We start from the raw sequence: 21481 nt of genomic DNA on the forward strand, positions 1-21481 counted from the left end.
ACATGACGGAATCTGCGCGGAAGGAGTGTTTCAGGGACACCAAACGCCAAGGAAGGGGCTGGTGACACTCATGTGAAAGTCGCGGGTACGGCAGGTGTGGCGGGGCCATGCCCGGGGAGGGTGAGGGGCGTGACAGAGACGCAGACGGTTTCCCCGCCGACGAAACGGCCCGTCCGCCAGCTCCTCGCCGCCTCCGTGGGCAACGCCGTGGAGTGGTACGACTGGTACGCCTACACGTTCCTGGCGACGTTCATCGCCGCCCAGGTCTTCCCCAAGAGCGCGGACAACTCGCTGGTGCCGCTGCTGTCGACGTTCGCCGTGTTCGCGGTGGGCTTCTTCATGCGGCCGGTCGGCGGGCTGCTGATGGGCGCGGTCGCGGACCGGCACGGGCGGCGTGCCGCGCTGACGGTCACCATCCTGCTGATGGGCGGCAGCAGCCTGCTGGTCGGCCTCACCCCGACCTATGCCTCGGTGGGCGTGCTGGCGCCGGTGACCCTCGTCCTCGCCCGGCTGCTGCAGGGCCTGTCCGTGGGCGGCGAGTTCGCGGCCTCGACGACCTTCCTGGTCGAATCGGCGGGCCCGGGCCGGCGCGGGCTGTTCTCCAGCTTCCAGTACGTGTCGACGACCGTGGGGCAGCTCGTCGCCTCCGGCATCGCCGCGCTGCTCGTGGGCACGCTGAGCGTCGGGCAGATGGACAGCTGGGGCTGGCGGGTCCCGTTCGTGCTCGGGGCCTTGCTGAGCCTGGTCGGCTTCTGGATCCGGCGGGGCGCGCAGGAGACCCGCAGCGCCGAGCAGCGGGAGGCCCCGCGCCCGGGCCTGTTCGAGGCACTGCGCCGGCATCCGCGCGAGTCGCTCCTGATCTGCGGCATCACCGCGGGCGGCACCATCGCCTACTACACCTGGACGTCGTACCTGCCGACCTACGCCGAACTCAACGCGGGCATCTCGAAGTCGGACGCGCTGCTCGCGGGCACCATCTCCCTGGCCTTCTTCGCCCTGCTGCAGCCGCTCGGCGGCCTCCTCTCGGACCGCTTCGGCCGCCGCCCCCTGCTGCTCTTCTTCGGCCTGGGCTTCGCCCTGCTCTCGGTGCCGCTGCTGCACAGCCTGCGCGACTCGTTCGCCGTACTGCTGCTCGTGCAGTGCGCGGGCATGGTGCTGCTGACCGGCTTCACCTCGATCAGCGCGGCCGTCAACGCGGAGATCTTCCCGCCCCGGGTCCGCGCGGCCGGCATCGGCTTCCCCTACTCCCTGACGGTCGCCCTCTTCGGCGGCACGGCTCCGTACGTCGGCACCCTGTTCAAGGAGCTGGGACACTCGGGGCTGTTCCCGTGGTACGTCGCCGTGTTGTGCCTGCTGTCGTCGCTGGTGTATCTGCGACTGCCGGAGACGGCGCACACACCGCTTCGACGGTGACGCACCTCTTCACCTCGTAATTCGCTTGCCCTCGCCGCAGGTCACCGCTGCACTGTGGCCGGACACCACGCGTCGTGGTGCCGGAATCCCGAGGAGGCGGCGGCAGCGATGGAGATCCGTTCCACGAGCGATGAGGACCTTGAGGTCTTCGTCGACACCGTCCATGCCGCGTTCGGGCACTTCCCGGAAACCCCGGTGGACGGTGGCGGGCTCTGGTGGTCGGCGCTCGAGATCGACCGCTGTCTGCTTGCCTTGGCGGCGGACGGGCGGGCCGTCGGTACTGCCGCCGCGCACTCCTTCGAACTCACGCTGCCCGGTGAGGCCCTCGTCCCGGTCTCCGGGGTGACCGCCGTGGGCGTGCTGCCCTCGCACCGCCGTCGGGGCATGCTCAGCGCGATGATGCGGCATCAGCTCGCCGGGCTGCGGGCCCGCGGGGAGTTCCTCTCCGTGCTGCTGGCCTCCGAGGCCACGATCTACGGCAGGTTCGGCTACGGACCGGCGACCTCTACAGCGGAGCTGAGGGTGCCGCGGCACCGGGCCGCCCTCGCCCGCCCCCGGGCGCGCAGGACAGCCGACGCACCGGCGGACGGCTCGATCGAGGTGCTGCGGCGGGACGGGTGCGGCGAGATCCTGGAAGAGGTCTACGACCGGTACCGCCGCACCCAGCCCGGCGCGCTGTCCCGGCCGCACCGCTGGTGGGACCTGCGCGCGGGGCAGCCCCCGATCTCGCCGGCGCCGCGCTACATCGCCGTGCACCGGGACGCCGACGGCCTCCCGGACGGGTACGCCAGCTACTCGATCGACTCCGGCACGCTGACGGTCGACGAGACCATCGCCACCGACGACGCCGTCTTCACGGCCCTGGCCCGGTACGCGCTCGGCCACGACCTGGTCTCCCGGGTCGTGTTCAAGCACGTCCCGCCCGAGCATCCGCTGCGCCGGCAGCTCGCGGACCTCCGCGCCGGTGAGGTGAGCGGCGTCATGGACTGGCTCTGGGTGCGGCTGCTGGACGTCCCGGGTGCTCTGACCGCGCGCGGCTGGTTCACGGACGGCGAGCTCGTGCTCGACGTCGAGGACCCGTTCCTCGGCGAGCACGCCCGCTACCTGCTGACCGTCCGGGACGGCAAGGCCGACTGCGTCCCGACGGACCGGGAGCCCGGCCTGTCCCTGGACATCAGAGACCTGGGCTCGGTCTACCTCGGCGGCACCGCCCCGAGCACGCTCGTGCGCGCCGGGCACATCCAAGCCCACCAGCCGGACGCGGTCACCCTCGCCGACGCCCTCTTCCGCGCCGAGCGCTCCCCGCACTGCCTGCACTGGTTCTGACCGCGCGCTCACCGACCCCCGGCAAGGCGCCATGGATCATGGCTGAAAATGCGCCCTGAGCAGGCCGTTCATCAAAGCTCTTCCGTGAGACGGAAGCCGTGTTGCGCCCCGTTGACGCCCTCTCGGACGATGCGACCACCCACCAGAGACGGGAGCCGCATCCATGCCTCACATGACCGCCTTCGCCAGGAACCAGTGGTACGTCGCCGCCTACAGTCACGAGGTCGGGCGGGAGCTGCTCGGGCGGACGATTCTCGGTGAGACGCTCGTGCTGTACCGGACCGAGGAGGACGGCACGCCGGTCGTGCTGCACGACCGGTGTGTGCACCGCAGGTACCCGCTGTCGGAGGCGCCGACGCGGCTCGACGGGGACCGGATCGTGTGCGGGTACCACGGGTTCACGTACGACACGAGCGGTACGTGTGTGTATGTGCCGGGGCAGAAACGGGTGCCGCGCACCGCCCGGGTCGCCTCCTACCCCGTCGTCGAGCAGGACTCCCTGATCTGGGTGTGGGTCGGCGACCCGGCGCTCGCCGACCCGCAGGCCATCCCCCGGGCCCGGCACCTGGACTCCCCGGGCTGGGTGACCGTGCGCGGCATGGAACCCATCGACTGCGACTACGGCCTGCTCGTCGACAATCTCCTCGACCTGTCCCACGAGACGTATCTGCACGGCGGGTACATCGGCACCCCCGAGGTAGCCGAGACGCCGATCACCACGGAGGTCGACGAGGGCGCCGGGATCGTCCGGGTGAGCCGGCACATGGACGACGCCGAGTGCCCGCCGTTCTACGCCAAGTCCACCGGCATAGCGGGCCGGATCACCCGCTGGCAGGACATCGAGTACCACACGCCCTGCCTGTATCTGCTGCACAGCCGCATCGCCCCGGTCGGGGTGGTGCCCGAGCCGGACGGCAGCGACCCGAACGGCTTCCACACGGAGATCACATACGCGATCACTCCGTCCGGCGACGGCAAGGTGTACGACTTCTGGGCCGTCTCGCGCGACTGGGCGACGGACGACGCCGAGGTCACCGAGTTCCTGCGGGGCAACAACCACACGGTCGTGATGCAGGACGTCACCGCGCTCAACCTGCTGCAGAAGACGCTCGGCACCGAGCGCACCGGCTACCAGGAGCTCAGCATCAACATCGACACCGGTGGTCTGGCCGCCCGCCGTATCCTCGCCCGGCTGGTCGAGGAGGGCGACAAGCCCCTGGAGAAGGTCCAGTGACGTCACCCTCTTCGTCCAGGACCTTCAGGACCGGCGAGGTCTACCGCATCGACTGGCTGCCCGGCACCGACGTCCTGCACGGCACCTGCCACTGCGGCCGTGAGCACACCGCGCAGGACCCGGTCGAGATGTGGGAGTGGATGCTCGCCCACCCGCAGGGGCACTCCGTCCACGAGCCGCGAGGGAACAGCTCATGAGCGTGTACGAAACCGAACTCGTCGTCGAGCGGCGGGAGTCCGCCGCCGACGGCGTGCTCGCCCTCACCTTGCGCCACCCGCTGGGCGAGCCGCTCCCGGAGTGGGAGCCGGGCGCCCACATCGATGTGGTGCTCGGTCCCGGTCTGGAGCGGCAGTACTCGCTGTGCGGCGATCCGGCGGACCGGTCGGCCTGGCGGATCGCGGTGCTGCGCGAGCCGGACGGGAGGGGCGGATCGGCCCATGTGCACGAGCGGGTGGGGCCGGGCGACAAGGTCCGGGTGCGCGGGCCCCGGAACAACTTCGGCCTGGAGCCCGCCCCGCGCTACCGGTTCGTCGCGGGCGGCATCGGCATCACCCCGATCCTGCCGATGCTGGCGGCGGCCGAGGCGTCGGGCGCCGAGTGGACGCTGCTCTACGGCGGTCGCAGCCGCCGGTCTATGGCGTTCGGCGAGGAACTGGGCCGGTACGGCGACCGGGTGACGATCGCGCCCGAGGACGAGACGGGGCTGCTGGACCTGCCCTCGGTGCTGGACGACGTACCCGACGGCACGCTCGTCTACTGCTGCGGACCCGGCCCGCTGCTGGACGCGGTGGAGGCCCGGAGCCCGTCCGGGGTGCTGCGCGTCGAGCGGTTCCGGCCGAAGGAGCGGGAGACGGGCGGCGACACCGAGTTCGAGGTGGAGCTGGCCCGGAGCGGCAGGACGCTGACCGTGGCGCCGGAGGTGTCGGTGCTCGACACCGTACGCGCCGCCGGGGTCGAGGTGCTGTACTCCTGCACCGAGGGCACCTGCGGTACGTGCGAGACCGATGTCCTGGAGGGCGACCCTGACCACCGCGACTCGGTGCTCACCGACGACGAACGCGCGACGGGCGAGACCATGCTGATCTGTGTGTCCCGCTGCCGTGGGAAGCGGCTCGTGCTGGACCTGTGACCCGGACGGTCAGCGCGCTGCCCACAGGCCCCGGACATGCCCGAGGTGACGAGTCATCACCGCCCGTACGGCCTCCTCGTCCCGGGCCCGCAGCGCGTCCAGGATCTCCAGGTGCTCCTCCGCCGACGCCTCCAGCCGCCCCTGCTCGACGAGCGCGGTCAGCCCGTACAGCCGGGAGCGGCGTCGGAGGTCCCGTACGACGTCGACGAGATGGTCGTTGCCGGCGAGGGCCAGCAGGCCGAGGTGGAAACGCAGGTCGGCCTCGACGTAGGCGATGAGGTCGCCGGCCGCCGCGGAGGTGACGATCTCCTGGGCGACCGGGCGCAGGGCCTCCAGCGTCACCGGGTCGGCCGTGGTCGCCAGGCCCGCCGTCGTGGGGATCTCGATCAGCGCCCGGATCTGGGTGTACTCGTCGAGTTGCCGCTCGGAGACGGCGGTGACGCGGAAGCCCTTGTTGGGCACGGTGTCGACCAGGCCCTCCTTGGCGAGGTCGAGCATGGCCTCGCGCACGGGCGTGGCGGAGACGCCGAAGCGGGCGGCGAGGCCGGGGGCCGAGTAGACCTCGCCGGGGCGCAGTTCCCCGGCGATCAGAGCGGCCCGCAGCGCGTCCCCGACCCGCTCCCGGTGGCTGGGCTTCCTGCTGCCCAGCAGGGGCAGGGCGGGGGTGTGCCGCGGGGTCATGACGGTCGGGGGCCTCTCTCGTAGTCGACTCGGGTGCGGACTATAGGACGAATCCCGCCGGGAACGGGTCCTCGGGGTCCAGCAGGTACTGGGCGGTGCCCGTGATCCAGGCGCGTCCGGTGAAGCTGGGCATGACGGCCGGGCGACCGGCCACCTCGGTCGTGCCGAGCAGTCTCCCGGTGAACCGGGTGCCGATGAAGGACTCGTTCACGAACTCGGTGTGCAGCGGGAGTTCACCGCGCGCGTGGAGTTGTGCCATGCGGGCGCTGGTGCCCGTACCGCACGGCGAGCGGTCGAACCAGCCGGGGTGGATGGCCATGGCGTGCCGGGAGTGGCGGGCGGTGGAGCCGGGGGCGGCCAGGTAGACGTGGTGGAGGCCGTGGATGGAGGGGTCCTCCGGGTGGACGGGCGGGTCCTCGGCGTTGACGGCGGCCATCAGGGACAGGCCGGCGGCGAGGATCTCGTCCTTGCGGGTCCGGTCGAAGGGCAGGCCGAATTGCTCCAGCGGCAGGATGGCGTAGAAGTTCCCGCCGAAGGCGAGGTCGTACGTCACCGTCCGCCCGTCGGCGAGGGTGGTCTTGCGGTCGAGGGCGACGGCGAAGGAGGGCACGTTCTGGAGCGTCACCGCCTTGGCGACGCCGTCCTCGACCGCCACCTCGGCGACGACGGGGCCCGCCGGTGTGTCGAGGCGGATGGTGGTGACCGGCTCGGTGACCTCGACCATGCCGGTCTCGACGAGCACGGTCGCCACGCCGATCGTGCCGTGCCCGCACATCGGCAGATAGCCGGAGACCTCGATGTAGACGACGCCCCAGTCGCAGTCGGGGCGGGTCGGCGGCTGGAGGATCGCGCCGCTCATGGCGGAGTGGCCGCGCGGTTCGTTCATCAGCAACTGCTTGATGTCGTCGCGGTGTTCGCGGAACCACAGCCGCCGCTCGTTCATGGTGGCGCCCGGGATGGTGCCGATGCCGCCGGTGATCACCCGGGTGGGCATGCCCTCGGTGTGCGAGTCGACGGCGTGCAGGACGAGTCCGCTACGCATGGTCCCTAGGCCAATCCGGCCGCTACGGCCTTCTCCGTGGCGGCCCGGACGGCGGCCTCCTGCTCGGGCAGCAGCGGCACACGCGGCGGGCGGCAGGGGCCTCCGTGCCGGCCGACGAGGTCCATGGACAGCTTGATGGCCTGGACGAACTCCACCCGCGAGTCCCACCGCAGCAGTGGATGCAGCTGCCGGTACAAGCCCCGCGCGGTGTCGAGGTCGCCGTCGACGGCCGCGTGGTACAGCTCGACCGAGGCCTGCGGCAGCGCGTTCGGGTAGCCCGCGACCCAGCCCTTGGCGCCCGCGACGGCCAGCTCCAGCAGGACGTCGTCCGCGCCGATCAACAGGTCCAGTTCGGGGGCGAGTTCGGCGATCCGGTAGGCCCTGCGGACATCGCCGGAGAACTCCTTCACCCCCCGGATGTGCCCCTCGCCGTGCAGCCGGGCAAGCAGCTCCGGCACCAGGTCGACCTTGGTGTCGATCGGGTTGTTGTACGCCACGACCGGCAGGCCCGCCTTCGCGACCTCGGCGTAGTGGGCGACGACGGACCGCTCGTCGGCGCGGTAGGCGTTCGGCGGCAGCAGCATCACCGCCCCGCACCCCGCCTCGCCCGCCTGTTCGGCCCAGCGCCGGGCCTCGGCGGACCCGTAGGCGGCGACCCCGGGCATCACACGCTGTCCGCCGATCGCGGCGACGGCCGTCTCGACGACCCGGGCGCGCTCCTCGGGGGTGAGCACCTGGTACTCGCCGAGGGAGCCGTTCGGTACGACACCGTCGCAGCCGTTCTCGACGAGCCAGGCGCAGTGCTCGGCGTACCGGTCGTGGTTGACGGAGAGGTCGTCGTTCAGGGGGAGCGCGGTGGCGACGAGGACGCCGCGCCAGGGGCGGTGATCGGTCATGACTGTCCCTCCTGGGGGTGTTGCCGTGCGAGGACGCCGAGCGGTACGGGACGGGCGAGGGGCCTTCTGGCCGGGGTGGGCGGGCATCCGGCGAGACCGGCGACCGCGCCCGCGCACATCCGGCCCTGGCACCAGCCCATCCCGGCCCGGGTCAGCAGCTTCACGGTGCGTACGTCGCCCGCGCCGAGGTCCAGGGCGTCGCGCACGGCCCCGGCGGTGACCTCCTCGCAGCGGCAGACCACGGTGTCGTCGGTGATCCGCTCGGGCCAGTGCGCGGGCGGCGCGTAGGCGGTGTCGAGAGCGGCGGCGGATCTCCCGAGCTTCGTACGGGCCTTGAGGGCGGCGGGCGCCGGGTCGGGGGCGGTGCCGTGCAGGTGCGCGGCGGCGGAGCACCCGGCGATGTGGCCCTCGGCGAGGGCGAGGGCCGCGCCGCCGATGCCGGTGGCCTCACCGGCCGCCCACACGCCGGGTACGTCGGTGCGCTGCTCGGTGTCGACGGCCACGGCGAGTCCGTCGAGGCCGCAGCCGAGGCCCTCCGCCAGGTCGGTGTGCGGGAGCATCCCGTGGCCGACGGCCAGGGTGTCGCAGGGCAGCTGCCGCTCGGTGCCGGTCCTGACGTGTCCGTCGCTGTCGAGGGCGGCGACCGTGACGCCGGTCAGCCGGTCGTCGCCGTGGGCGCGGAGGACGGTGTGCCGGGCGAGGAACGGCACGCGGTGGCGCAGCAGCCGGGCGGCGTACCCGGCGCCCTCGGGGAGCTTGCCGGCCAAGGCACGGCCGTGGCGGGCGAGGCGCCCCGGGTCAACGGACTCGACGAGCGCGGCGACCTCCACCCCGGCCGCCGCGAGCCCGGTCGCCACGGGCAGCAGCAGCGGCCCGGTCCCGGCCACGACGGCTCGGCGCCCCTGAACCACCAGCCCGCCCTTGAGCATGGCCTGGGCGCCCCCGGCCGTGACGACGCCCGGCAGGGTCCAGCCGGGGAAGGGCAGCACCTGCTCGTAGCCGCCGGTGGCCAGGAGCACGGCACGGGCACGCACCTCAACCGGCTCCTCCTGCTCCGGCCCGAGCAGCGCGTGCACCACGAAGCCGTCGGACACCTTTTCGACGCACCACACATGATGATCGGTCAGCACGCGTACGGAACTGGCGGCAAGTCCGTCGCGCAGCCGTTCCCAGGTCCGCCATTCGTGGTGCAGTGCCTCGGGCCGCCCGGCGCCGAGCCCGGCGGCGGGCTGCCGGTAGAACTGTCCGCCCGGCTCCGTCGCCCCGTCGACGAGCACGACCCGCGTGCCCCGAGCGGCCGCCGCGAGGGAGGCGGCGAGACCGGCCGGTCCGGCCCCGATCACGACCAGGTCAGTCCGCACGGCGCACCTCCTCATGGCCGGTCCCCTCCTGGGTGCCGATCACGTCCCCCGGCCGTACCGGCACCAGACAGGCGCGTCGGTTGGGGCGGCCGTTGACGGTCACCAGGCAGTCGAAGCAGACGCCGATCCCGCAGAACACCCCGCGCGGACGGCCCTCGCCCCGGGTGGCGCGCCAGGAGGTGATGCCCGCCGCCCACAGCACGGCGGCGACCGTCTGCCCGGGCAGCGCCTCGACGGGGCGCCCGTCGAAGGTGACCGTGAAGGCGGGACCGGGCCTGGCTCCCGCCAGCTCCAGGGGATTCACTCGGCGGGGATTCACTCGGCCTCCTCGGTGAAGCGGTCGGGCCGGAAGGGGGTGAGGTCCAGTTCGGACGTCCGCCCGGTCAGCGCCTGGGCGATCAGACGCCCCGTGCCGGTGGCGAGGCCGATGCCCGCGCCCTCGTGCCCGCAGGCGTGCAGCAGTCCGGGTGCCCGGGGATCCGGGCCGATCGCAGGCAGATGGTCCGGCAGATACGGCCGGAAGCCCACGTAGGTGCGCAGGGCCCGGACATCGGCGAGGAAGGGGAAGAGGTCCGTCGCTCCCGCCGCCAGGGCGCGCAGCGCCGGGAGCGACAACGACCGGTCGAAGCCGACCCGTTCACGGCTGGCGCCGATCAGGACCGGCCCGGCGGGCGTGCCCTCCACCACCGGGGAGGTCTGCAGCGCCGCCGAGTCGCTCGCGACATCGCCCACATAGTCGGCGGCGTACACCTTGTGCCGGATTCGGGGCGGCAGCGGCTCGGTGACCAGGACGAAGCCGCGCCGGGGCAGCACGGGCAGGGACACGCCCGCGCGGGCCGCGATCTCGCCGCCCCAGGTGCCGGCCGCGTTGACGACGGCCGGGGCGTGGAGGTCGCCCCGGTCGGTCCGCACCCCGCGCACCACGCCTCCCCGCTCCCGCAGCACCGCGGTCACCTCCCGGCCGGTGAGCAGCCGGGCGTTGGAGGCACGCAGCAGGTGCGCCGCCGCGAGGGCGGGCATCACCTGGGCGTCCTGCGGGTAGTGCATGCCGCCCGCGAGACCGGGGGCCAGGTACGGCTCCAGGTCGGGCAGCCGGTCGGGCGGCACGGGGACGGCCTCGACCCCCGCCGCGCGCTGCCCGGCGGCAAGTTCCTGGAGACCGGCCAGTGCCTTCTCGGTACCGGCCACGACGACACCGCCCTTGGCCTCGTACTCGACGGGCTTCCCCAGCCCCTCCCCCGCCAGTTCGGCCCACAGCCGGGCGGACAGCAGGGCGAGTTCGAGCTCGGGTCCGGGCTCCTTGTCGGAGACGAGGAGGTTCCCCTCCCCCGCGCCGGTCGTACCGCCGGCCACCGCGCCCCGGTCCACCACGACGACATCGAGGCCGGTCCGGGCCGCGTACAAGGCGCAGGCGGCGCCGACCACTCCGGCGCCGACCACCACGACATCGCAGGTCAGCGACTCGCTCACGCCAGTACTATGTCACACACCACAGCTGCTGGGAATGGGGCGGACAAGGGCTCCGCGCTTCATGGGAGAGCGGTCAGTCGGCCGACGGCACGACCCTCAGGTGGGAGGCGTTGCGACGCGCCCCGCGCTCCCTGGACGGGGTGCGGCGGGCCTCGCGCAGCACGAACGTCAGCCGGGTGCAGCCCAGTTCCTCCAGCGTCCTGGACGTCTCGACGACGATCCGGCACTCGATGGCGCCGCGGCGCGGGTCCGGGTGCAGCAGCGGGCGTACGGCACCGTCGTGCTCGACGGCGTCCTCGCCGACCGAGCGGATCCAGTGCGGCAGGCCCTGCCGGTAGGCGGCCTCCATGATCGGGTCCTGGGCGATGTCCCGGCGGACGGCCTGGAGCCCGTGGTCGGGGCCGTGGCTCTCCACGGTGCGCGCGAAGTGCGCGAGCATCGGCAGACACCAGCGCGACTCGTGCTCACCGAGCACCGTGGGGGCGTCGGGGTGGAAGAGCACGAACCTGAGGAAGTTGTCTCCCGGCATGGCCGTCGGATGCGGACCCACGCCGCTGAAAAGTGACCGGAACGCGCTATTGGTCAGCGCCACGTCCCAGCAGTGGTCGACGACGAGCGAGGGGGAGGAGACGGCCTCCAGTAGCCCGGCGTAGTCCTCCAGATAGGCCTGGGCCTCTGGAGTCTCGGCGACGGGCCGCGGTGCCGGCCGCTGCCCTCCTGCCTGGTATGCCATCGGGAGGTCACCCCTCTTGCCTGTGCGGCCTTGACGCGGCGCCCCGATCCTGCTGCCCAGAGCTGAGGCGTGTCAACTATCGTGGCATTTCGTGCCTGTTGACGGCTGAAATTGGCCACAGTTGTGGCGAGACCTGGATGTGAGTTCGAAGCACCGGCTACGCTCCGGGAAGTTCACGCCGGGGAAAGTCACGGCATCCACTTGTGAGAAGCCTGTGAGAGACGTAGGAGATCTGTCGGTGACGGGTGGCTTCGTCGAAAGTCCGGGCGCCACGCAGACGGCCGTACTACCGGCCGTCGTCTCCCGTGTCACCGCGCTCGCCGACCGGCTCGGCGTGCCGCACGCCGAGGTCTTCGGCATCGGCCGGCTGTCCGTCGCCTCCGGGGTTCCGGAGCCAGTGGTGAAGGCCCTGCTCTGCGGCAGGCCCGCGGGCGAGCCCGATGTGCAGGCACGGTTCCTGCAACGCCTGGACCTGCTGCGCCGCACCCGGCTCAAGCCCACCGGCCGCAAGTACACCCAGCAGGAGATCGCCGACGGCGCGGGCATGTCCCGGCAGCAGGCCGGCGCCCTCATCAACGGCGACCGGCGGCCGACCATGGAGCACTGCGACGCCCTCCAGCGGTTCTTCCGCGTGCACGCCGGTTTCCTCACGGCGGAGGACCCCGAGGCGCTGGTGAGCGCCCTCCAGCACATCGAGCAGGAGCTGTTGCAGAAGCTCGCCGACCGCGAGCGGGAGGCGGCCGCGGCGGCCGACGACCCGCTGGAGCGGCTGTTGCAGGACCACGGCGTGCGCGGCATCGCCTGGCGGGCCGCGCAGCTGCCCACCGACCAGCACCGTGACAAGGTCGCGGAGTGGCTGGACATGCTCCTGGAGAGCGTCAAGCGGCCCGATTCGTGACCGTGGGGAGAACTGTGGGCATCGGTAAGGAAATGCGCCGCCTGTGCGGCGAGCTGGTCGCGGAGCTGACCCTCCCCGCGCCGGCGCGGCCCGACGAGCTGTACGCCGCGCTGTGCGACGGCATGAGCAGACGCCGCGGCCGCCCCGTCCACTTCCGTACGGCCGCCTTCCCGATCGGGACCGCCAGCGGGCTGTGGCTCGACATGGCCGAGCAGGATCTCGTCGTGATCGAGGAACGCACCGCGCCGGACCACCAGTTGGTGATCCTGGGCCATGAGCTGTGGCACATGAACGCCGGGCACTGCTCCCATCACGTCGAGGGCGCGGCGGTCGCGGCCCGGCTGCTCGACGACACCGCCGATCTCCAGGCGACGGTCCTGAAGGTGGCGGCGCGCACCCGCTTCGACCAGGACGACGAGAGGGAGGCCGAGAGCTTCGGCCTGCTGCTGGCCAGCAAGTGCCGGGCGTGGCTGGCCGGTTCGTCTTCGCGGGGGCCGGTGCAGCGTGATCATCTGGCGGGGCGGATCGAGGCGTCGCTGGGGTATCGGGGTCCGCAGGGCTGACGGGCCGTCCGGTTCTTCCGCCGAGCGGGCGAACCGGGGGGCGGCGAAGCCGGATTGTCAGTGGTGGACGGCAAGCTGGAGGTGCGCCCCTTTTCTGTGCGGGGCGTGCGTGCCAGATGGCGCGGGACCCATGACGCCGACACGGGGAGAGCCGACCGATGCAGACCGCCGTACTGACCGACCGTGAGCGCGCCGCCGTCCAGGCGTATCTGCGGCTGCTGCACACTGTTCGGGCCGCGTTCGATCTGGAGACCGGCAGCCGTCCGGCGATGGTGCCGCCCGGCGTTCTCGCCGAGGCGGAGGCGGCGCTTGAACGGGCCGGGCTGACCGGGAACGAGGAGGAGTTCTTCCGGTTGCTGCGGGATTGGTGTCCCGAGTCGTAGCAGGTGCGGGCCGTTCGGGGTTGGTCGCGCAAGTTCCCCGCGCCCCTGAGGGGCGTTGCGCCTCAGGGGTGCTGTAGCGCGACGGCCGTTGCGACCAGGCCTCGGGATGTCGTCCAGCGGCCCTCGAAACGGTCGACGCGGTGGGCGCCCACCAGAGGGCCGGGGACGAGGAGTGTCGCGCGGAAGGTGCCGTCGGCGGAGATGTCGATGTCCGCCTCCATGAAGTCCAGCCACTTGCCGGTGAGGGGGAACCACGCCTTGTAGACCGACTCCTTCGCACTGAACAAAAGCCGGTCCCAGTGGATGTCGGGGTGCTGTGCCGCCAGCCGGCGCAGCCGCTCCGCCTCGGACGGCAGGGACACCGAGGGCAGAACCCCCTCGGGCAGCGGCCCGTGGACCTCGGCGTCGATGCCGAGGGAGGCCAGGTCGGCGGCGCGGACCAGGGCGGCGGCGCAGTAGCCGTCGCAGTGCGTCATGCTGCCGGCCAGCCCGGCCGGCCAGCCCGGGGCGCCGCGCTCCCCGGGCAGGATCGGCTGCGGCGGCACACCGAGCTTCTCCATGGCGCGGCGGGCGCAGGAGCGTACGACGGCGAACTCCCGCCGGCGCTTGGCGACCGCCCGCGCCACGAGCGCCGCCTCCTCGGGGTACAGCGGGGTGTCGGCGCCGTCCTGGCCGTAGGCCTCGACGGTGACCACGCTCGCGGGCAGCAGTTCCTCGATCACCTGTCCTCGCCCTCCCTCGGCAGGATGCGGCGCAGCCGCCCCGGGTCCCCGGACCGCTTGCGCCACTCGCGGGGGTAACCCACCGACACCTCCTCGAAGCGCACGCCCTCGTGCCAGGTGGTGCGGGGGATGTGCAGATGGCCGTAGACCATGGTGTGGACGCGGAACCTGCGATGCCAGTCGGCGGTCAGGTCGGTGCCGCACCACATGGCGAACTCGGGGTGCCACAGGACGTCCATCGGATGCCGGTGCAGCGGATAGTGGTTGACGGGGATCACGGGCAGGTCGCCGGGCAGCTCGGCGAGTCTGCGTTCGGTCTCGGCGACCCTGGCCCGGCACCAGGCCTCCCGGCTCGGGTACGGGTCGGGGTGCAGCAGATACTCGTCGGAGCACACGATCCCCGTGCCGTGGGCGTACTCCAGGCCCTGCTCCTTGGTCGTGCACCCGGCCGGCAGGAACGAATAGTCGTACAGCAGGAACAGCGGGGCGACGGCGACGGGGCCGCCGGGGCCGTCCCAGACGGGGTAGGGGTCCTCGGGTGTCGTCACGCCGAGTTCCCGGCACAGCTCGACCAGGTACTCGTATCGGGCGACGCCCCGCAGGGTGACGGCGTCGCTCGGATGGGTCCACAGCTCGTGGTTCCCGGGCACCCAGACGACCTTGCGGAAGCGGCCCGCGAGCGTCTCGAGGGTCCAGCGGATGTCGGCCACGGTCTCCGCGACGTCACCGGCGACGAGCAGCCAGTCGTTCTCCGTCACGGGCGCCATGCGTTCGACCAGGGCGCGGTTCTCGGGGTAGCCGATGTGCAGATCGCTGATGGCCAGCAGCTGTCCGGCACCGCCGGCCGTCGATGTCACCCTTCGCCCCCTCCGCACACACGAACGCCACCAAGAGATCACATCTCGGCGTTCGGGGACAAGACCGGCCGGGCCGCCGCGACGGGAGGAATCCTTCACACGCGCGTTGCACGAGAGTGCCCGCCGAAGCCGTATGATCGGCCGCAACACCACCGCTGAGAACTCCCTTTCACAGGGGCGGTTTGGTGTACCCACATTCTTTCTGCCCGGGCACGGGCTGCTCAGCCCTGCCCGCGAACCGTGAAAGGCGGCCTGCATGGTCTCTCGCGTACGCGTCTGGCTCAACCGCACGTACGCGGAGAACGTGTTCTTCATGGATCAGCTGCGGAGAAATCCCAGCGACCGGGCCGTCGAGATCCATGCCACCCACGGCGACCCCGACTCCCCCGTGCTGGCCGCCGCCGACACCGCCGAGCTGGAGCCCGAGGGCCTGTCCCCGGCGGGGTACGTCGAGTACGCGCTGGCCCAGTGCGCGCGGCGCGGCATCGATGTGTTCGTGCCCCGGCTGCACCAGTCGGCGGTCGTGGCGCACCGCGCCGAGTTCGAGGCGGCCGGTACGGCGGTGCTGGCGCCGCCGCCCGAGGCGGTGGCCGTCTTCCACGACAAGGTGATCGCCTACGAGGCGGTCCAGGCGATCGGCGTGCCGGTGCCGCCGTGGTACCGCGTCCGCTCGGACGGTGAACTGATCGCCGCCGTGGAGGAGTTGGAGGCCGGCGGACACAAGGCCTGCTTCAAGCCGGCGTCCGGGGCGGGCGGGGTGGGCTTCCGGGTGATCACCCGTTCGCCCTTCTCGCTGTCGCAACTCGACGGGTTCCCCAGCCCGTACGTGCCGCTCGATCTGGTGCTGGAGGCGCTGCGGCAGGCCGAGGAGCCGGTGGACTGGCTGGTGATGCCGCGTCTGGAGCAGCCCGAGGTGTCGGTGGACTGTCTGACCGGTCCGGACAACCGGGTCCGGATGGCCGTGGGCCGTACCAAGAACGGCCGCCGCCGGGGCTTCACGCTGCACGAGCAGTGGCTGGACCCGGCCCGGCGGCTCGCGGAGGCCTTCGGTCTGCACTACCTGTCCAACATCCAGTTCCGGATGTTCGGCGACCGGCCGGTCCTCATGGACGTCAACACCCGCCCGGCCGGCGGCCTGCACCAGCTGTCGCTGTGCGGGATCAACGCCCCTTGGGCGGCGGTGCAGTTGGCGCTCGGCGAGGACCCGGGCGAGGTGGTTCCGCCGTTCCTGGGCCAGGACTACGCGGTGGTGTCGGGGCCGCGCCCGCTGCGTCCGGTGACGCTGCCGCAGCAGCGGGCGGAGGCGGCCGAGCCGCTGCCGGTGCCGGTCGACTCCGTCGGGACGGCCCCGCAGGCCCCGCAGACCCAGCAAGCCCCGCAGGCCCCGCAGGCCTCGGTGGAGGCCCTGCCCCTCTAGGTCCCGCTAGGTCCCGTACCCCCACGCCTGGGCCAGTTCCTTCAGGCGTGGGGGCAGTTCCACGTCCGGGTCGGCGGTGCGGGCCGTCTGGATGCGGCCGGACTTGATGGTGCTGGACCAGTCGCCGAGCTGGGGGCGGAAGGTGCCGTGGTCCTTGCTGCCGTAGTCGAGCATGCCGGGCTCCCAGGGCACACCGAGGTGGTCGCAGATGCCGCGGGTGACCTTCTCCGGCTCGGCGGTGAGGTCCTCGTACGTGATCACGTGCGGGTCGAGGTTCCGGCGGGCCTCCTCCAGCTTCTCGCTGTATTCGAGGACCTCGGCGCGGACGGCCTCGTGGTCGGGGTCGGTGCGGCGGCTGGTGAGGGAGGCGACGACCGCGCCGGGGTGGCGGAGCAGCAGGATGTAGCGGGCGTTCGGCCAGCATCGGCGCAGCCTGGGCCAGATGAGGGTGTTCGGCGGGGTCTTGTCGACGATGACGTCCTTGCCGCTGCGGGTGAGTTCGAGGTGCAGCACCCGGTCCCACAGCACGTGTTCCAGCTCGTCCTTGTCGAGGTGGAGCGCCCGCATGGCGTCCGCGGTGAAGTCGCGGGAGAGGCTGACGTGCACGGTGCGCAGATGCATCTCGTGCGGGGCCCGGATGCGGCTGTGGCTGTTGAGCAGGACCCGCAACAGGGTCGAGCCGGAGCGCACCGACGACAGCACGAAGACAGGCGAGTCCACCAGCCGGGGAGCGGTCGGGGCGGTGTAGGTGTCGGCGTCCGGGCGGGGGCCGGGGATGGCTTCGAGGTTCCGGCGCGGTGGACTGACCGCCTCTATCACCAGCCTTCCGCGACGCTTGAGTCCCTTGCCGAGGGCGGACATGCGCGGGTCTCGCACGGTGACACCTTTCTTTCGCTGTGCGCACCGATCCCAGGGGGACCGGGCGAACCGCAGGTGTCGCAGAGACGAACCGGCCTGCTCACGGGCGTCCACATACCGCCCGTGAGCAGGCCTTTCTCCGCATTCTTAAACTTTCGTCAGAACCGGCCGGCGCCCCGGTACAGCTCCAGTTCCCCTTCGAGTTCGACGGCCAGCACCGTTGCGTACGGGTCGAGGTCCGCCGCGGCGGGGGGTTCGATCCAGAGGACGCCCGGCGTCTCGTGCAGGCCGCCGGTGACGCGGTGGGACAGTTCCGTGCCGCTGCCGAGGACCGTCACCCGGCGCACCGCGCTGAGCAGGCCCCGGACGTTGATCTCGGCGCGTGGGGCGTCGAACAGGGTCAGATAGAGGGTGCGGCGGTCCTGGGAGAGGGTGCTCGGGCCGTAGTGGTGACCCGGCGGGAGTCCCCGGACGGTGCCGTACACCGCTTCCGCGTGCCGGGCGATCCAGGTGCCGAGTCCTTCCAGCCGCTCCGCCTGCTCGGCCGGGATGGTGCCGTCCTCGCGCGGGCCGACGCTGAGGAGCAGATTGCCTCCGCCGCCGATGGTCTCGGTGAAGTAGCGGATCAGCTGATCGACCGACTTGTGGTTGTGGTCGTGGTGCTGATGGCCCCAGGAGTCGTTGATCGTGAGGCACAGCTCCCAGGGGCCCTCCGGCGGGATGACGGGGGCGCCCTGTTCGGGGGTGGCGTAGTCGCCCTCGCTCAGCATGCGGGCGTTGAAGACGACGTCCGGGACCTCGGAGCGGATGAGGGCGGCGAGTTCGGGGATGCGCCACTGCTCCTCGCTGCGGTCCCACTCGCCGTCGAACCACAGCAGGTCGGGCCGGTAGCGGGACACCAGCTCCCGCAGCTGGCCGTCCCGGTAGGCGAGGAAGCGTTCCCAGGCGGCCGGGTCCTCGAACTCGACGGCGACCTCGGAGTAGCGGTTGTCCTCCAGCTCCGGCGGGCGGCCGGGCTTGCGGGTGGAGGCGTAGTCGGGGTGGCTCCAGTCCGAGTGCGAGTAGTAGAGGCCGACCTTGAGGCCCTGCTCGCGCAGGGCGTCGGCGTAGCCGGCGATCAGATCGCGGCCCACGTTGAGGTCGCCGTGGGCGCTGTCCCAGAGGGCGACTCCGTCGTGGTGGCGGCTGGTCAGCACGGCGTACCGGGCGCCGGCCCGCGCGAAGAGCTGTGCCCAGTCGCGCGGGTCGTAGCGGGAGGCCGTGAAGCGGTCGAACTGGGACATGTACCGGTCGTAGGGGACGATGTCGTCGTAGAACGACCAGGACTCCTGCACGCCGTCGACGGCGTAGATGCCCCAGTGGATGAAGATCCCAAGCTTGGCGTCGCTGAACCAGGGTTGTACGGCCATGGGTCAGCCCCTGCGCAGACGCAGGGTGAGGATCTGGAAGGGCCGCAGGGTGACGGGGACACCGGCGTCGGTGATATCCGCTTCCTCGGTCGGCCGCTCCAGCAAATCGGTGATCTGCGCGCCGGCGAGCGGGAAGCCGGTGCGCAGGACGCCCTCGGCGCGGCCGCCGCGCGACTCGTAGAGCCGTACGACGACATCGCCCGAGGTGTCGTCGGCGAGCTTGACCGCCTCCACGGTCACTCCCTCGCCCTCGACGGAGACGACCGCTTCGGGGGCGCCCGCCGCCTCGGCCACGCGGAGCGGCAGGTTGAGGGCGTAGCCCTCGGCGACGGCGTCCTCGATGCTCGCGCCGGGCAGCAGCGCGTAGGTGAAGCGGTGGCGGCCCTGGTCGGCCTCGGGGTCCGGGATGCGCGGGGCGCGCACCAGGCTGAGGCGGACGGTGGTCGTGGTGCCGCCGTCCTCGCGGACCGTGCGGGAGACGTCGTGGCCGTAGGTCGAGTCGTTGATGACCGCGACGCCGTAGCCGGGTTCGCCGAGGTGCACCCAGCGGTGGCCGGAGACCTCGAAGCGGGCCGCCTCCCAGCTGGTGTTGGTGTGGGTGGGCCGCTGGATGTGGCCGAACTGGATCTCGGCGGAGGAGTGCGGGGCGCGGATGTCGACCGGGAAGGCCGCCTTGAGGATCTTCTCGGTCTCGTGCCAGTCGATGTCCGTCTCGATGTCGATGCGGGGACTGCCGGCGCGGACGGTGATCGTCTGGGTGATCGTGGAGCCCTTGCCGAAGGTCCGCTCGACGCGGACGGCGCCGATCAGCGGGTCCTGCTCGACGACCGTGACGGACGAGGCGTCGAGGAGGTCCGTGTAGCGGTTCCGGTAGTGCTTGTCGATGTCCCAGGCGTCCCAGTAGTTGGGCAGGTCGGTGTGCAGGCGCAGCAGGTTGCCCGCGTCGGCCAGGACCTCGCGGTTCGCGCGCAGGTCCCGCACGGACGACAGGGTGCCGTCCTCGGCGATCTCCACGCGGACCAGCCCGTTGTCGAGCACCCGGCCGTTCACGGTCACGGGCTGCGCGGGGCGGGCGTCGGCGAGGGGCGCGGAGCCGCCGGCGGGGACCTCCACGTAGACCGGTGCGCCGTCGGCGGTGCGGATCACCTCGGCGCGGGCGTAGGGGCTGGTGTTGAAGGCGCGGGTCCCGCCGGCGCCGAGCGCGGCCACCGCCTCGGCGGTCAGCGTGTGCAGTTCACCGGCGACTCGGGCGTACTCGGCCTCGGCCTCGCGGTGCACCCAGGCGATGGAGGAGCCGGGCAGGATGTCGTGGAACTGGTGCAGCAGCACCGTCTTCCAGAGCCGGTCCAGCTTCTCGTACGGGTAGGAGTACCCGGGCGCGTGGAGCGCGGCGGTCGTCGCCCACAGCTCTGCCTCGCGCAGGAGGTGCTCGGAGCGGCGGTTGCCCTGCTTGGTGCGGGCCTGGGAGGTGTAGGTGGCGCGGTGCAGCTCCAGGTAGAGCTCGCCGACCCAGACGGGCGCGTCCGGGTACTCCTCGCGGGCCTTGGCGAAGAACGCGTCGGGGTGTTCGACGACGACCTTGGCGGAGCCCTCCAGGTCCGCCAGCCGGCGGGCGCGTTCCATGATCTCGCGGGTGGGGCCGCCACCGCCGTCGCCCCAGCCGAAGGGGGCCAGGGAGCGGGAGGCGCCGCCCTTCTCCGAGTAGTTGCGGACCGCGCGGGACATCTCCTCGCCGCTGAAGCGGGCGTTGTAGGTGTCGACCGGCGGGAAGTGGGTGAAGATGCGGGTGCCGTCGATGCCCTCCCACCAGAAGGTGTGGTGGGGGAACTTGTTGGTCTGGTTCCAGGAGATCTTCTGGGTGAGGAACCACTCGTTCCCGGCGAGCTTGGCGATCTGCGGGTAGGCCGCGTTGTAGCCGAAGGAGTCCGGCAGCCAGACGCCCTTGGTCTCGATGCCGAAGTGGTCCATGAAGAACCGCTTGCCGTGGATGAACTGGCGGGCGACGGCCTCGCCGCCGGGCAGGTTGCCGTCAGACTCGACCCACATGCCGCCGACCGGCGCCCACTGGCCCTTCTTGACCGACTCCTGGATGCGGGCCCACACCTTGGGGTAGTTGTCGCGCACCCATTCGTACTGCTGGGCCTGGGAGCAGGCGAAGATGAAGTCGTCGTACTCGTCGGCCAGGGACGTGACGTTGGAGAACGTGCGGGACGTCTTGCGCTTGGTCTCGCGGATCGGCCAGAGCCAGGCGGAGTCGATGTGGGCGTGGCCGACGCCGGAGACGGTGTGCGCGCTGGCGTGCGCGGGGCGGGCGAGGGCCGGCTTCAGCGCCTCGCGGACGGCGGAGGCGGAGCCGGAGACGTCGTCCAGGTCGAGCAGGTCCATCGCCCGGTCGAGCGCGTGGGCGATCTCGTGCCGGCGGGGGTCGTGCTCGCCCAGCTCCAGCATCAGCTCGCGCAGCACCTGGACGTCGAGGTCGAGGTGCCAGACCTCCTCGTCGAGGATCGCGATGTCGGCGCTGCGGAAGGTGTAGAGGGGCTTGTCGCCCGCGGTCAGCTTGTCCCCGAGCGGGGTGACCTTCGAGAAGTTGTCCGCGAGGATGTCCGGGTTGGAGGCGGCCTCGACCAGGTAGTCGATCGTCTCCCCGCCCGTCGCCGGGTCGGCGATCGCCACGTACTGGTTGAGCGGGTTGACAGCCTTCAGCGGGGTGCCGTCGGTGAGGTGCACGAGGGCCTCGGCCTGGTTGCCGGGCCAGTCGCCCACGAAGCCGAGGTCGATGACGGCCTCGACCCGCCGGCCGGCCCACTCGGCGGGGACCTGCCCGCGCATGCGGAACCAGGTGGTGCCCCAGGGCGGGCCCCACGGGGTGCCCATGGCGAACGGCTCGTACGAGGCGGCGGCGGCCTCCTCGAAGGAGACCGGCTCCCCCGGTGCCTGCCAGGCCTCCACCTCGAAGGGGACGGTGGCCGCGTAGATCGCGGTCTTGATGCGCTGGTCGTGGAGGCGCTGGACGCGCTCTTCGATCCGGCGGCTTTCGTCATGCATGAGATGTCTCCAGGAAGCGGAACGAGCGAGCAGGCGGGAAGCGG

21 protein-coding genes are annotated in these 21481 nt (G+C 72.0%); 9 read left to right on the plus strand and 12 right to left on the minus strand.

The annotated features are described in order from the left end of the window. Positions 1 to 129 precede the first annotated feature (129 nt). The 5 genes from NNW99_RS04590 (at position 130) to NNW99_RS04610 (ending at position 5102) form a co-directional block, all read left to right on the plus strand. Positions 130 to 1413 (plus strand): MFS transporter, encoded by a 1284-nt coding sequence (locus NNW99_RS04590; protein WP_215117405.1) that lies wholly within the window; start codon positions 130 to 132, stop codon positions 1411 to 1413. A gap of 108 nt (positions 1414 to 1521) precedes the next feature. Then, positions 1522 to 2739: a GNAT family N-acetyltransferase gene (locus NNW99_RS04595; RefSeq protein ID WP_215117406.1), complete on the plus strand. Its 1218-nt coding sequence runs from the start codon at positions 1522 to 1524 to the stop codon at positions 2737 to 2739. A 163-nt stretch (positions 2740 to 2902) separates the two neighbouring features. Next, positions 2903 to 3973, plus strand: coding sequence for an aromatic ring-hydroxylating dioxygenase subunit alpha (locus tag NNW99_RS04600; protein ID WP_215117407.1), 1071 nt, complete (start codon positions 2903 to 2905; stop codon positions 3971 to 3973). After that, positions 3970 to 4170 (plus strand): hypothetical protein, encoded by a 201-nt coding sequence (locus tag NNW99_RS04605; RefSeq protein WP_215117408.1) that lies wholly within the window; start codon positions 3970 to 3972, stop codon positions 4168 to 4170. The genes NNW99_RS04600 and NNW99_RS04605 overlap by 4 nt, the downstream gene beginning before the upstream one ends. Continuing rightward, on the plus strand, positions 4167 to 5102 hold the full coding sequence (locus tag NNW99_RS04610; RefSeq protein ID WP_215117409.1) for a PDR/VanB family oxidoreductase: 936 nt from the start codon (positions 4167 to 4169) through the stop codon (positions 5100 to 5102). Before NNW99_RS04605 ends, NNW99_RS04610 begins: the two co-directional genes overlap by 4 nt. Before the next feature lie 9 nt (positions 5103 to 5111). Here NNW99_RS04610 and NNW99_RS04615 read toward each other — a convergent pair whose 3' ends face one another. From NNW99_RS04615 to NNW99_RS04645, 7 genes are all read right to left on the minus strand, one after another. Continuing rightward, positions 5112 to 5783 (minus strand): GntR family transcriptional regulator, encoded by a 672-nt coding sequence (locus NNW99_RS04615; RefSeq protein WP_215117410.1) that lies wholly within the window; start codon positions 5781 to 5783, stop codon positions 5112 to 5114. 40 nt (positions 5784 to 5823) lie between these two features. Next, complete coding sequence (locus NNW99_RS04620; protein WP_215117411.1) at positions 5824 to 6825, minus strand: proline racemase family protein; 1002 nt, start codon at positions 6823 to 6825, stop codon at positions 5824 to 5826. Positions 6826 to 6830: 5 nt separating this feature from the next. Continuing rightward, entirely contained in the window at positions 6831 to 7721 is an 891-nt protein-coding gene (locus tag NNW99_RS04625) for a dihydrodipicolinate synthase family protein (RefSeq protein ID WP_215117412.1), read from the minus strand. Beyond that, the gene (locus tag NNW99_RS04630; RefSeq protein ID WP_215117413.1) at positions 7718 to 9097 is read right to left on the minus strand and encodes an NAD(P)/FAD-dependent oxidoreductase; all 1380 of its coding nucleotides are present in this window, start codon (positions 9095 to 9097) and stop codon (positions 7718 to 7720) included. Before NNW99_RS04630 ends, NNW99_RS04625 begins: the two co-directional genes overlap by 4 nt. Next, positions 9072 to 9386, minus strand: a complete 315-nt coding sequence (locus NNW99_RS04635; RefSeq protein WP_215124145.1) for a (2Fe-2S)-binding protein — start codon at positions 9384 to 9386, stop codon at positions 9072 to 9074. Before NNW99_RS04635 ends, NNW99_RS04630 begins: the two co-directional genes overlap by 26 nt. 11 nt (positions 9387 to 9397) lie before the next feature. Continuing rightward, positions 9398 to 10552: an FAD-binding oxidoreductase gene (locus tag NNW99_RS04640; RefSeq protein WP_215117415.1), complete on the minus strand. Its 1155-nt coding sequence runs from the start codon at positions 10550 to 10552 to the stop codon at positions 9398 to 9400. 73 nt (positions 10553 to 10625) lie between these two features. Then, complete coding sequence (locus tag NNW99_RS04645; protein WP_215117416.1) at positions 10626 to 11285, minus strand: hypothetical protein; 660 nt, start codon at positions 11283 to 11285, stop codon at positions 10626 to 10628. Positions 11286 to 11523: 238 nt separating this feature from the next. Here NNW99_RS04645 and NNW99_RS04650 point away from each other — a divergent pair, with 238 nt between their 5' ends. The 3 genes from NNW99_RS04650 to NNW99_RS04660 all read left to right on the plus strand — a co-directional run bounded on the left by NNW99_RS04650 (position 11524) and on the right by NNW99_RS04660 (position 13129). Further along, a complete protein-coding gene (locus tag NNW99_RS04650; RefSeq protein WP_215117417.1) occupies positions 11524 to 12183 on the plus strand; it encodes a helix-turn-helix transcriptional regulator in 660 nt (219 codons plus the stop codon). Positions 12184 to 12215: 32 nt separating this feature from the next. Then, entirely contained in the window at positions 12216 to 12746 is a 531-nt protein-coding gene (locus NNW99_RS04655; protein WP_215124146.1) for a toxin-antitoxin system, toxin component, read from the plus strand. Positions 12747 to 12904: 158 nt separating this feature from the next. After that, positions 12905 to 13129 carry a hypothetical protein gene (locus NNW99_RS04660; RefSeq protein ID WP_215117418.1) on the plus strand — a complete coding sequence of 75 codons (225 nt, stop codon included), beginning with the start codon at positions 12905 to 12907 and terminating at the stop codon, positions 13127 to 13129. Between the two features lie 62 nt (positions 13130 to 13191). On the opposite strand, the gene NNW99_RS04665 is transcribed toward NNW99_RS04660, so the two are convergent. Both NNW99_RS04665 and NNW99_RS04670 read right to left on the minus strand, forming a co-directional pair. Then, a complete protein-coding gene (locus NNW99_RS04665; protein WP_215117419.1) occupies positions 13192 to 13851 on the minus strand; it encodes a 4'-phosphopantetheinyl transferase in 660 nt (219 codons plus the stop codon). Further along, entirely contained in the window at positions 13848 to 14708 is an 861-nt protein-coding gene (locus NNW99_RS04670; protein WP_215117420.1) for a metallophosphoesterase, read from the minus strand. Before NNW99_RS04670 ends, NNW99_RS04665 begins: the two co-directional genes overlap by 4 nt. 256 nt (positions 14709 to 14964) lie before the next feature. On the opposite strand from NNW99_RS04670, the gene NNW99_RS04675 reads away from it, so the two are divergent. After that, on the plus strand, positions 14965 to 16125 hold the full coding sequence (locus NNW99_RS04675) for an ATP-grasp domain-containing protein (protein WP_251057701.1): 1161 nt from the start codon (positions 14965 to 14967) through the stop codon (positions 16123 to 16125). 6 nt (positions 16126 to 16131) lie between these two features. Here NNW99_RS04675 and NNW99_RS04680 read toward each other — a convergent pair whose 3' ends face one another. From NNW99_RS04680 to NNW99_RS04690, 3 genes are all read right to left on the minus strand, one after another. Beyond that, positions 16132 to 17001, minus strand: coding sequence for a sulfotransferase (locus NNW99_RS04680; RefSeq protein WP_251057702.1), 870 nt, complete (start codon positions 16999 to 17001; stop codon positions 16132 to 16134). 140 nt (positions 17002 to 17141) lie between these two features. Continuing rightward, positions 17142 to 18392 (minus strand): alpha-L-fucosidase, encoded by a 1251-nt coding sequence (locus NNW99_RS04685; RefSeq protein WP_215117421.1) that lies wholly within the window; start codon positions 18390 to 18392, stop codon positions 17142 to 17144. A gap of 3 nt (positions 18393 to 18395) precedes the next feature. Continuing rightward, positions 18396 to 21437: a glycoside hydrolase family 38 C-terminal domain-containing protein gene (locus NNW99_RS04690; protein WP_215117422.1), complete on the minus strand. Its 3042-nt coding sequence runs from the start codon at positions 21435 to 21437 to the stop codon at positions 18396 to 18398. Positions 21438 to 21481: the final 44 nt, after the last annotated feature.

The sequence above is a fragment of the Streptomyces sp. CRCS-T-1 genome (assembly GCF_024442335.1).
Classification (GTDB): domain Bacteria; phylum Actinomycetota; class Actinomycetes; order Streptomycetales; family Streptomycetaceae; genus Streptomyces; species Streptomyces koelreuteriae.